The 11,477-nt window shown below is 74.9% G+C and carries 11 protein-coding genes; 8 read left to right on the top strand and 3 right to left on the bottom strand.

From position 1 onward, the window contains the following. Positions 1-43 precede the first annotated feature (43 nt). The gene (locus tag ACFCLZ_RS09255; RefSeq protein ID WP_380284319.1) at positions 44-1,024 is read right to left on the bottom strand and encodes an aldo/keto reductase; all 981 of its coding nucleotides are present in this window, start codon (positions 1,022-1,024) and stop codon (positions 44-46) included. Between the two features lie 287 nt (positions 1,025-1,311). On the opposite strand from ACFCLZ_RS09255, the gene ACFCLZ_RS09250 reads away from it, so the two are divergent. After that, positions 1,312-2,370: an LLM class F420-dependent oxidoreductase gene (locus tag ACFCLZ_RS09250; RefSeq protein ID WP_380284318.1), complete on the top strand. Its 1,059-nt coding sequence runs from the start codon at positions 1,312-1,314 to the stop codon at positions 2,368-2,370. A gap of 70 nt (positions 2,371-2,440) precedes the next feature. Here ACFCLZ_RS09250 and ACFCLZ_RS09245 read toward each other — a convergent pair whose 3' ends face one another. Beyond that, positions 2,441-3,433 (bottom strand): magnesium and cobalt transport protein CorA, encoded by a 993-nt coding sequence (locus ACFCLZ_RS09245; protein WP_380284317.1) that lies wholly within the window; start codon positions 3,431-3,433, stop codon positions 2,441-2,443. Positions 3,434-3,556: 123 nt separating this feature from the next. Between ACFCLZ_RS09245 and ACFCLZ_RS09240 the strand changes: the two genes are divergently transcribed. The 6 genes from ACFCLZ_RS09240 (at position 3,557) to mshC (ending at position 9,593) form a co-directional block, all read left to right on the top strand. Beyond that, positions 3,557-4,264: a histidine phosphatase family protein gene (locus tag ACFCLZ_RS09240; protein WP_380284316.1), complete on the top strand. Its 708-nt coding sequence runs from the start codon at positions 3,557-3,559 to the stop codon at positions 4,262-4,264. Between the two features lie 196 nt (positions 4,265-4,460). Beyond that, positions 4,461-5,030: a DUF3090 domain-containing protein gene (locus ACFCLZ_RS09235; RefSeq protein ID WP_380284315.1), complete on the top strand. Its 570-nt coding sequence runs from the start codon at positions 4,461-4,463 to the stop codon at positions 5,028-5,030. Positions 5,031-5,122: 92 nt separating this feature from the next. Beyond that, positions 5,123-5,899, top strand: a complete 777-nt coding sequence (locus tag ACFCLZ_RS09230) for an SCO1664 family protein (protein WP_380286125.1) — start codon at positions 5,123-5,125, stop codon at positions 5,897-5,899. Between the two features lie 296 nt (positions 5,900-6,195). Continuing rightward, entirely contained in the window at positions 6,196-7,113 is a 918-nt protein-coding gene (locus tag ACFCLZ_RS09225) for an AraC family transcriptional regulator (RefSeq protein WP_380284313.1), read from the top strand. A gap of 142 nt (positions 7,114-7,255) precedes the next feature. Then, positions 7,256-8,122, top strand: coding sequence for a carbohydrate-binding protein (locus ACFCLZ_RS09220; RefSeq protein WP_380284312.1), 867 nt, complete (start codon positions 7,256-7,258; stop codon positions 8,120-8,122). Positions 8,123-8,363: 241 nt separating this feature from the next. Then, positions 8,364-9,593: a cysteine--1-D-myo-inosityl 2-amino-2-deoxy-alpha-D-glucopyranoside ligase gene (mshC, locus tag ACFCLZ_RS09215; RefSeq protein WP_380284311.1), complete on the top strand. Its 1,230-nt coding sequence runs from the start codon at positions 8,364-8,366 to the stop codon at positions 9,591-9,593. Between the two features lie 81 nt (positions 9,594-9,674). On the opposite strand, the gene ACFCLZ_RS09210 is transcribed toward mshC, so the two are convergent. Then, positions 9,675-10,625, bottom strand: coding sequence for a PAC2 family protein (locus tag ACFCLZ_RS09210; protein ID WP_380284310.1), 951 nt, complete (start codon positions 10,623-10,625; stop codon positions 9,675-9,677). A 318-nt stretch (positions 10,626-10,943) separates the two neighbouring features. On the opposite strand from ACFCLZ_RS09210, the gene ACFCLZ_RS09205 reads away from it, so the two are divergent. Further along, positions 10,944-11,468 (top strand): SRPBCC domain-containing protein, encoded by a 525-nt coding sequence (locus ACFCLZ_RS09205; RefSeq protein ID WP_380284309.1) that lies wholly within the window; start codon positions 10,944-10,946, stop codon positions 11,466-11,468. Positions 11,469-11,477: the final 9 nt, after the last annotated feature.

Genomic DNA, 11,477 nt, shown 5'->3' with positions numbered 1-11,477 from the left:
TCGGTCGGGTCGGGAAGGCTCGGGTCGCGGGGTCGAGCGGCCGCTACAGCTCGCTCCACCCCTGGTCGGGGTAGCGGTGGACCGGCGCCGAGATGTCGTCGAGCGCACCGCGGATCTCCTCCGGAAGCGTAAGCTCCTCCACCGACAGCGCCGCCTGCAACTGCCCGACGGTCCGCGCCCCGATCAGCGCGCTGGCCACCCCAGGGCGGTCCCGCACCCAGGCGAGCGCGACCGCCAGCGGGCTGCTGGCGAGCCCGTCGGCGGCGGTCGCGACGGCGTCCACGATCCGCCGGGCGCGCTCGCCGAGGTAGGGCTGGACGAACCCGGACAGGTACGGCGAGGCGCCGCGCGAGTCCTGCGGCAGGCCGTGCCGGTACTTGCCGGTGAGCACGCCGCGCCCCAGCGGGGAGCCGGCGAGCAGGCCCACCCCGGTGTCCCGGGCGGCCGGCAGCGCCTCGCGCTCGATGCCGCGCTGGAGCAGCGAGTACTCCAGCTGCGCCCCGGCCAGCGGCACCCGCCCGTGGTGGGCGTGCTGCCAGGTGGCGGCCCTGGCGAGCTGCCAGCCGCTGAAGTCGCAGACCCCGACGTAGCGGGCGCGGCCGGAGGAGACGGCGATGTCCAGGGCGCTCAGGGTCTCCTCGACCGGGGTGCCCGGGTCGAAGGCGTGCACCTGCCAGAGGTCGACGTAGTCGGTGCCGAGCCGGCGCAGCGAGGCGTCGAGCGCGCCGAGCAGATGGCCGCGCGAGCCGTCGAAGCGGCGCGCGGAGGCCGGGACGCTGCCCGCCTTGGTGGCGATGACCAGCTCGGAGCGGGGGACGAGGCTGTCGGTGAGCCGGGAGAGCAGGTACTCGGCGTCGCCGTCGGCGTAGACGTCGGCGGTGTCGACGAGGTTGCCGCCGGCGTCGACGAACTCCTTGAGCTGTTCGGCGGCCTCCTGCTCGTCGGTGTCGCGACCCCAGGTCATGGTGCCGAGGCCGAGCCGGGAGACCTGCAGCCCGGTGCGGCCGAGGTGACGCTTTTCCATCGGGCGGGCCCTCTCACTGGCCGAAGGTGCGGTGGCAAAACGCTGCGGGGCGGCGTGTGCGACGGGGGTAAACCCGCAGGTGGGACGTGGCGCCCCACGTCGGCTGAGCGTAGCGGCCGGTGCCCGGGCAGGTGTGCAGACCCGCAGGACGATCACCGCCGGCCGCACCGGAGCCGGGCACGGCGGGCAGCAGCCGAAATGTGACCCGGAACACCGCTACCGGCCAGTAGCATGTCGGCCGGACGCGTCGTCGCGCTCACGAGCAACCCGACTGGAAGGCAGTGCCCATGCGACTCGGCATCAACCTCGGCTACTGGGGACTCGGCATGGACGCCGACAACATCGCCGTCGCCCAGGAGGCCGACCGGCTCGGCTACGCGGTCTGCTGGGCCGCCGAGGCGTACGGCTCGGACGCGGCCACCGTGCTCTCCTACGTCGCCGCCAGGACCGAACGGATCGACGTCGGCTCGGCCATCTTCCAGATCCCGGCCCGCACCCCGGCGATGACCGCGATGACCGCCGCCACCCTGGACACCCTCTCCGGCGGCCGCTTCCGGCTCGGCCTCGGCGTCTCCGGCCCGCAGGTCTCCGAGGGCTGGTACGGCGTGAAGTTCGACAAGCCGCTGGCCCGCACCCGCGAGTACGTGGAGATCATCCGCAAGGCGATGTCCCGCGAGCGGCTGGTCCACGACGGCGCCCACTGGACGCTGCCGCTGCCCGGCGGCCCCGGCAAGCCGATCAAGCTCACCGTGCACCCGGTGCGCGAGCACATCCCGCTGTACATCGCCGCGATCGGCCCGAAGAACCTGGAGCAGACCGGCGAGATCGCCGACGGCTGGCTCGGCATCTTCTTCGACCCCGCGCACGCCGCGCTCTCCCTCGACCCGCTGAAGGCCGGCCGCGCCAAGGCCGGTGCCGAGCCCGGCCGGGAGTTCGACGGCTTCGACGTCTGCCCGACCGTGGCCATCGCCGTCGGCGAGGACATCGAGGCCGGGGTCGACTCGCAGCGCGCCTACACCGCGCTCTACATCGGCGGCATGGGCAGCAAGGAGAAGAACTTCTACAACCAGCTCGCCCGCCGGATGGGCTACGAGCAGGCCGCCGACGAGGTCCAGGAGCGCTACCTGGCCAGGGACTACGCGGGCGCGGGCGCCGCCGTCCCGCGCGACCTCATCGACGCCACCTCGCTGATCGGCGACACCGCCCGGATCGCCGACCGGATGCAGGCCTACGCGGACGCGGGCGTCACCACGCTCACCCTGGCCCCGGCCGGCTTCACGCTCGACGAGCGGATCGCGGCGCTGCGCACCGGCGTCGAGGCCCTGGAGCGCGCCGGCCTGGCGTGACGGTCCGCCGCCTCTCCCCGCACCCCCGGGGAGAGGCGCCCCCGCGCGCCGGGAGTCGATCAGGGACGCCCTAAAGCCAGTCGTGCCGCTTGAACACCCGGTGCAGCACCACGCAGACCGTGACCATCAGCGAGACCGCCGCCGGGTAGCCCCAGGGCTGGCGCAGCTCGGGCATGTGCTCGAAGTTCATCCCGTACACGCCGGCGATCATCGTCGGCACGGCGGCCAGCGCCGCCCAGGCGGAGATCTTCCGCATGTCGTTGTTCTGCTGCACGCTGACCTGCGCCAGGTTGGCCGACAGGATGTCCGACAGCAGCCGGTCCATGCCCTCCACCTGGTCGTTGGCACGGGCCAGGTGGTCGGCGACGTCCCGCAGGTACGGCAGCGCCTCGGCCCGGACGTACGGCACGCCGCCGCGCTCCAGCCGCAGCATCGGGTCGAGCAGCGGGCCGGTGGCCCGGCGGACGGTGACCAGCTGCCGCTTGTAGCCGTAGATCCGGCTCGCGACGTCCCGGCCCACCCGGCCGGGCGCGAAGACGTCCGCCTCCAGCTCGTCGAGGTCCGCCTGGATGCCGACGGCCACGTCCACGTAGCCGTCCACCACCGTGTCGCAGACGGAGTGCAGCACCGCGCTCGGGCCGTACTTGAGCACCTCCGGCTGCTGCTCCAGCTGGGAGCGCAGGCCGCCGAGCGGACTGTCGGCGCCGTGCCGGACGGTCATCACGAAGTCCTCGCCCACGAAGACCATCACCTCGCCGCTGGTCACCGCGTGGCCGCCGGGGTGGTAGCCGAGCGTCTTGAGCGACACGAACAGCGAGTCCTGGTAGGCCTCCACCTTGGGGCGCTGGTGGGCGCCGACCGCGTCCTCGACGGCCAGCGGGTGCAGGCCGAACTCGGAGCCGACCCGGTCGAGTTCCTCGACGGTGGGCTCGAACAGGCCTATCCAGACGAAGCCGCCCGGGCCCGCCTCCCGCGCGGCGGCGAGGCTGCCGGCGGGGTCCGCGGCCGTCGCGACCGGTCGGCCGTCGCGGTAGATGGCGCAATGGACGATCATGCGGGCCATTGTCGCCCCTGCCGCCCGTCCGAAACATCCGCCGCGACCGCGCTGCGCCCGGGGGCCGGTCCGCCCGGCGCCCGGGCGGGATCCGCGGGCGGGCCCGGCCCGGGAGGCCGTAGGGTAGGCCCCATGCCCACCCTGCTGCTCGTCCGCCACGGCCGCTCGACCGCGAACACCGCCGGAATCCTGGCCGGTTGGACACCCGGGGTGGACCTCGACGACACCGGTCGCGCCCAGGCCGCCGCGCTCGCCGAGCGGCTCGCGCCGGTCCCGCTGGTCCAGGCGGTCAGCAGCCCGCTGGAGCGCTGCCGGCAGAGCCTGGAACCGCTGCTCGCCGCCCGCCCCGGCCTGGCCGGGCCCGCGCTGGACGAGCGGCTCGGCGAGTGCCACTACGGCGAGTGGACCGGCCGGCCGCTGGCCGAGCTGGCCAAGGAGCCGCTGTGGCGCACCGTCCAGGACCACGCGGCGGCGGCCGTCTTCCCCGGCGGCGAGTCGCTGCGCGAGCTGAGCCACCGCACGGTGGGCGCGGTCCGCGAGTGGAACGAGAAGATCGCCGCCGAGCACGGCGAGGACGCGGTCTGGATCGCCTGCTCGCACGGCGACGTGATCAAGGCGGTGGTGGCCGACGCGCTCGGCCTGCACCTCGACCACTTCCAGCGGATCAACGTCGACCCGTGCTCGGTCACCGCGATCCGCTACACCGCGCGCCGGCCCTTCGTGCTGCGCATGGGCGACACGGGCGACCTCGCCTCCCTCGCCCCGCGGCCGGCCGGCCCGGGCGGCCGGAGCGCCCCGAGCGGGGACGCGGTGGTCGGCGGCTCCACCGGCGCGGCCTGAGCCGTCGGCCCGGAGCCTGCCCGGAGCCCCGGCCCGGGCCTCGGCTCCCCGGTGCGGCCCCGGAGGTCGTAGGGTGACCAGTGGGTCCCCCGCGCCGCCCGCGCGGGCACCCCGGACCACCCAGCCCCGACCCCCGACCGACCCCAGCGGCGTCCGCGCGACGCCCACGACGATCGATACGACCCGGAGCGAGAGCGTGACCCGTCAGGTCTTCTTCTACGACCAGCCCGAACGGTTCGTGGCCGGCACCGTCGGCCAGCCCGGCGCCCGGGCGTTCTACCTGCAGGCCAGCGCCCGTGGGCGGATCACCAGCGTGCTGCTGGAGAAGACCCAGGTCGCCGCGCTCGCCGAGCGGATCGAGGAGGTCCTCGACGAGGCGCTGCGCCGCAGCGGCGGCGCGGCCACCATCCCGGCCACCGCCCCGCAGGACCTGCTCGACACCGCGCCGCTGGACCTGCCGCTGGAACAGGAGTTCCGGGTCGGCACGATGGCGCTCGCCTGGGACAGCGTGGACAGCTGCCTGGTGGTCGAGGCCCAGGCGCTGGTCGAGGAGGAGGAGGGCGAGGAGGAGGGCGCCGCCGTCTTCGAGGACGACGAGAACGGCCCCGACATGCTCCGGGTGCGGCTCTCCGGCGCGATGGCCCGGGTGTTCGCCAAGCGGGCGCTGGACCTCGTCGCGGCCGGCCGCAAGCCCTGCCCGTTCTGCAACCTGCCGCTCGACCCGGAGGGCCACCTGTGCCCGCGCGCGAACGGGTACCGGCGCTGAACACGCCGACCGCCCGGCCCGCCGACCCGCCGGAGCCGCCGCGGTCCGACCCCGCCGAGGCCGCCGCCCTCGCCGCCGACCCGCCCGGCGCGCTGAGCCTGCTGCGCGAGGGCGGGCTGACCGTGCACGGCCGGCTCACCGACGCCTCCAACGCCGCCCTCTACTGCACCGTCACCGCCGCCGACGGCCGGGCGGCCCAGGCCGTCTACAAGCCGGTGGCCGGCGAGCGCCCGCTCTGGGACTTCCCCGACGGCACCCTGGCCGGCCGCGAGGTCGCCGCCTACGAGCTGTCCGCCGCCACGGGCTGGGGGCTGGTGCCGCCCACCGTGCTGCGCGAGGGCCCGCACGGCCCCGGCATGGTGCAGCTGTGGGTGGAGCCCGACCCGGACGCCGCCCCGCTGCTCGCGCTCCAGGACCCGCGCGGCCCCGAGGACGGCTGGCTGCCGATCGTCCGGGCCGAGGTCGGCGACGGGCGCACCGCGCTGCTGGTCCACCCCGACGACGCGCGGCTGCGCCGACTCGCGGTGCTGGACGCCGTCCTCAACAACGCCGACCGCAAGGGCGGCCACCTGATCCCCGCGGCCGACGGCCGGCTCTACGGCATCGACCACGGCGTCACCTTCAACACCGAGGGCAAGCTGCGCACCCTGCTCTGGGGCTGGGCCGGGCAGCCGCTGCCCGCCGAGGCGGCCACGGTGCTGGCCGGGCTGGCCGAGCAGTTGGACGGCGCGCTGGGGGAGCGGCTGGCCCCGCACCTGACCGCCGCCGAGCTGGACGCCGCCCGGGCCCGGGTGGCCGCGCTGCTCGCCACCGGCACCCACCCGCTGCCCTCCGAGGACTGGCCGTCCATCCCCTGGCCGCCCATCTGATTGTTGGTCGCCCGCTCGCCTCCGGGGCGCTTTTGTCCGGTGCCGACGGTCGGCGCTCCCTCGCTCCTTCGTCGCTCCCTCGCTTCTCCCTTTCGGCACCGGCGCGCCCCTTCGGCTCGGGGCGGGTGGGCCTTCGGCCCGTGCCGGGGCGGGGGCTCGCCCGCTCGGCTCCGGGGCGCCCGGGCCGCCGAGCCGAGGGTTCGAAGGCGGCCCGACCCCTCGATCCGAAGGTCCACGGGCCCGCTCAGCCGGTAATGGTCTGGACCGGTGTGCCGCCCGGGCAGCACACTGCGACGATGGACGAGCGACGGACCACCCCCCACCTGGACCTTCCGCTGCACCGCCTCCAGGTCCCGCTGCCGCATCTGCTCCCGTTCGCGATCGGCAGCTTCGACGCCATCGGCCCGCTGTCCCGGGCCGGCTTCCCCCACCGGCACTCCTTCTACGAGATCGTCTTCGTCACCGGCGGGTACGGCGCCCACGTCCTGGACCTGGTCCAGCGGCCGGTGCAGCCCCCGCAGCTGTGCGTGATCGCCCCCGGCCAGGTGCACTACTGGGCGGACGCGGCCGAACTCACCGGCCAGGTCGTGCTGTTCAACGAGGACTTCCTGCTGGCCCACCCGCAGGACCTCGCCGCGCTGCGCACCCTGGCCTCCCGCCCGGCGGTGCGGCTGGGGGAGCAGGCCGCGCCGATCGCCGGGCTGCTGGCGGACATGGAGACCGAGTACCGGGCCCGGCCGGCCGGCTACCCGGGCGTGCTGCGGGCCAGTCTGCACATCCTCATCGTGCGGGCGCTGCGGGCCTGTTCGCCCGCCGGCGCGGGCGGGACCCCCGGCCGCACCGGGGATCTCGCGGCCGCCTTCACCCGGCTGATCGCGACCCCGGGCGGGGTGCAGCGCTCGGTCGCCTCCTGCGCGCACGAGCTGGGCGTCTCCTCGGGCCACTTGCAGGCGATGGTCAAGCAGGCGACCGGCCGCACCCCGGGCCGGCTGATCCGCCAGCAGCAGACGCTGGAGGCCAAACGCCTGCTGGCCTGCACGGAACTGACGGTGCGACAGGTGTCCAGGGAGGCCGGGTTCGGTGATCCGGCGTACTTCTGCCGGTTCTTCCGCCGGGAGACGGGGATGACGCCGGGGGAGTTCCGGACGAGGGTCGGAGGAAATCACCACGATCCCCGGATCACGTCCATCGCGGCGGCTCCGGACGGCCCGTAGGTTGACTGCTGGCCACCGGCGGACCGCCCGGCGCGAGCGGGCGGCCCGCCGGCCCGGTCCTTGTCATGCCCCCACCATGGCAAGGGCCGCCCCCGACCAGTACCACCGGATCCCCCACACTTCACACCGAAGGAGTCGGCGCATGCCCGCGTCCGAAGAGCCCCTCACCGGGACGGACGGTCCGAACGACCGCCGGATCAGCCGCAAGACCGTCCTCAGGGCCGCCGCCGTGCTCGGCACCGCACCGCTGCTGGTCGGCGGTGGCGTCGCGCTGGCCCGCGACCGGGTCGGCACCGGCGAGATGCCGGAGTTCACCCCCGAGTGCCACGACGGCGACGCCCCGACCATCGAGCAGACCGAGGGCCCCTACTTCAAGCCCAACTCCCCGCTGCGCACCTCGCTCATCACCGACAGCACCCCGGGCACCCGGCTCACCGTCAGCGGCTACGTCTTCGGCCGCGCCTGCCTGCCGCTGGCCAACGTCCTGATGGACTTCTGGCAGGCCGACGTGAACGGCACCTACGACAACGTCGGCTTCACCTTCCGCGGCCACCAGTTCACCAACGCCCAGGGCGCGTTCAGCCTCACGACGATCGTGCCCGGCCTCTACCCGGGCCGCACCCGGCACATCCACGTCAAGCTCCAGGCGCCCAACCGGCCGGTGGTCACCACCCAGCTGTACTTCCCGAACGAGCCGCGCAACAGCACCGACACCATCTACGACGCGCGGCTGCTGATGAACGTCCGCCAGGTCGGCTCGGCCAAGGAGGGCACGTACGACTTCGTGCTCAACGTGGCGCAGACCCCGACCCCGACGGGCACCCCGACCAGCACGCCCACCACGCCGACGCCGACCCAGACCGCCGGCGGCACCTGGGCGGTCGGCACCTTCTACAACGCGGGCGACCGCGTCACCTACGGCGGTTCCTCCTACCGGTGCCTCCAGGGGCACACGGCCATCGTCGGGTGGGAGCCGCCGAACGTGCCGGCCCTCTGGCAGCGGTTGTAGCGGCTCCGGCCGCGGCCCGAGGGTCGCGGGCGCCCGGTCGGCGGCAGGGCCGGCCGGGCCGCCCGTCCGCCCGGTCCGCCCCGCGAGGCCGTGCGCGGGGCGGATCCGGGACGGCTGCCCGGCGCTGTCAAGCGCCGGGCACTATCGGTCCGGAACCGACCGGGCCACGAAAGGAAGCGAATCCAGTCGATCTTGGCGACTGGTTAGGCTTTCAAATGTTCTCACGGTTAAAGTCAATGCCATGCATGCCTGGCCCGCCTCCGAGGTTCCCGCCCTGCCTGGTCAGGGGCTCCCCCTTCGAATCCACGACACCGCGACGGGAGGCATCCGGGAGGTCGTTCCGCAGGACGGCACCGCCCGGATCTACGTCTGCGGCATCACGCCCTACGACGCGACCCACATGGGCCACGCCGCCACCTACAACGCCTTCGACCTGGTGCAGCGGGTGTGGAGGGACGCCGGCCACGACGTCCTCTACGTGCAGAACGTCACCGACGTCGACGACCCGCTCCTGCAGCGCGCGGTCGAGACCGGCCAGGACTGGGTGGCCCTCGCCGAGCGCGAGACCGCGCTCTTCCGCGAGGACATGACCGCGCTGCGGCTGCTCCCGCCGGCCCACTACATCGGCGCCGTCGAGTCCATCCCGTGGATCGTCCCGCTGGTGCAGAAGCTGCTGGCGAGCGGGGCCGCCTACGAGCTGGACGGCGACATCTACTTCTCGGTCGAGGCCGACCAGCGCTTCGGCGAGGTCTCCGGCCTCACCCGCGAGGCCATGCGTCCGGTCTTCGCCGAGCGCGGCGGAGACCCGGACCGCCCCGGCAAGCGCCACCCGCTGGACGCCCTGCTCTGGCTCGCGGCCCGCCCCGGCGAGCCCGCCTGGGACACCGAGCTCGGCCACGGCCGCCCCGGCTGGCACATCGAGTGCGTCGCCATCGCGCTGCAGTTCCTCGGGATGTCCTTCGACATCCAGGGCGGCGGCAGCGACCTCTCCTTCCCGCACCACGAGATGGGCGCCGCGCACGCCCAGGTCGCCACCGGCGACCACCCGTACGCCAAGGCGTACGTGCACGCGGGCATGGTCGGCCTGGACGGCCACAAGATGTCCAAGTCCCGCGGCAACCTGGTCTTCGTCTCGGCGCTGCGCCGCGAGGGCGTCGACCCGGCGGCGATCCGCCTCGCCCTGCTCTCGCACCACTACCGCGAGGACTGGGAGTGGACCAAGGCCACCCTGGACGAGGCCGTCGAGCGGCTCGCCCGCTGGCGCGCCGCCGTCTCCCGGCCGGACGGCCCGGCCGCCGAGCAGTTGCTCGCCGAGGTCCGCGCGGCGCTCGCCGAGGACCTCGACACGCCCGCCGCGCTGGCCGCGGTGGACCGCTGGGCCGCCGCGCAGCAGGCCGAGGGCGGCACCGACATCGGCGCCCCCGGCCTGGTCACCCGCACCGTGGACGCGCTGCTCGGCGTCGCGCTGTAGCGGCTTTGCGACGGCGAAGGGGCGCCGGGACCGACCGGTCCCGGCGCCCCTTTCCGATCGGCGCCCACGTGCCGGGGCGGCTCACTCCTCCTCGGCGCCGTCCTGGCTGTCCCGGGCGGACGGCGGCTCCGGATCGGCGGGCCGCTCCGCGGTGGCGTGCCCGGCGACCGGCTTCTCCCCGGCCGGTCCGACGTTCTCCCGGCGCCGCAGGTAGCGCTCGAACTCCCGGGCGATCGCGTCGCCCGAGGCCTCCGGCAGCTCCGCGGTGTCCTGCGCCTCCTCCAGCTGCTGGACGTACTCGGCGACCTCGCTGTCCTCGGCGGCCAGCTGGTCCACGCCCAGCTGCCAGGCCCGGGCGTCCTCGCCGAGGTCGCCCGGCGGGATGCGCAGGTCCAGCAGGTCCTCCAGCTTGTTGATCAGCGCCAGGGTGGCCTTGGGGTTCGGCGGCTGCGCGACGTAGTGCGGCACCGCCGCCCACAGCGTGACCGCCGGCACCCCGGCGTGCGTGCAGGCCTCCTGGAGCACCCCGACGATCCCGGTCGGGCCCTCGTAGCGGCTCTCCTCCAGGTCCAGCCGGCGGGCCAGCTCGGGGTCGGAGGTGACGCCGCTGACCGGCACCGGACGGCTGTGCGGGGTGTCGCCGAGCAGCGCGCCCAGGATCACCACCAGCTCGACGCCCAGCTCGTGCGCGAAGCCCAGCAGCTCGTTGCAGAACGAGCGCCAGCGCATGCTCGGCTCGATGCCGCGCACCAGGACGACGTCCCGGGTGGTCGGCTCGGTCACCCGGATCACCGAGAGTCTGGTGGTCGGCCAGGTGATCCGGCGCACTCCGCCGTCCAGCCAGACGGTCGGCCGGTTGACCTGGAAGTCGTAGTAGTCCTCCGCGTCGAGCGCGGCGAACACCTTGCCGCCCCAGGTCTCGTCCAGATGTGCCAGGGCCGCGGAGGCGGCGTCGCCCGCGTCGTTCCACCCCTCGAAGGCGCAGACCATCACCGGGTCGATCAACTCGGGAACTTCTTCCAGCTCGATCACCCAGCGTCTCCCTCCGGTCGGCCGCCCCCGCCCCGCCCGGCCGGGACTGCCCGGGCGCCGGCGGGCCGGATGCCGACGGTCGAACCTCTCGTCACCCATGGAACGCCTCGCTCCATGGTTCCCTACCTGCCCAGCCTACGGGCTTTGAAGCCCCGTTCCGCCGGGGCACCGGGACAGTCTGGGGGAGGGGGCGGCCGCGATCCACCGGTTATCCGGGCGCACCCGCACAGCCCGCCGCCGTCCGGCCGTGCCGGAGCGCTGCGGCGGCGCGATGATGGAAGGCGGGGGCCGGGCGGTGCGGTGGCGAGGAGCCGGCGGATGAGCGGACGGCGGTGGGCGGGTGTCGCGGCGGCGGCGCTGGCGGTCGGTGCGGCCGGGGCGCTGGCGGCGTGGGCCGCGGGGCGGCGGCTGCCGGTGGAGCACCTCAGCGGGGGCGGCCTGGAGCTGGCGCAGCCGCCCGCGGCGGTCTGGGACGTGCTGACCGACGTCGACCTCTTCCCGGCCTGGCGCCCGGACGTGGCGCACGTCGAGCGGCTGCCCGCCACCGCCGCCGGCCGCCCGCGCTGGCGCGAGGACGGCCGGCACGGGCACACCGTCTACGAGGTGGTGGAGAGCGAGCGGCCGCACCGCCTGGTGACCGGGATCGCCGACCCCGACCTGCCGTACGGCGGCACCTGGACGTTCGTGCTCACCCCGGTCGGCGCCGGCTGCACGCTGACCGTCACCGAGCGCGGCGAGGTGTACCAGCCGCTGTACCGGGCCGTCTCGCACTACGTGACCGGCGAGGGCGCCGCCGTGCACCGCTTCCTGGCCGCGCTCGCCCACCGGACGGCCCGGGTCTGAGGCCCGGGA

The organism is Kitasatospora purpeofusca, from assembly GCF_042691725.1.
Lineage (GTDB): Bacteria > Actinomycetota > Actinomycetes > Streptomycetales > Streptomycetaceae > Kitasatospora > Kitasatospora purpeofusca_B.
The sequence above is the reverse complement of the archived record's forward strand: the minus strand, read 5'-3'. Positions and strand labels throughout refer to the sequence as shown.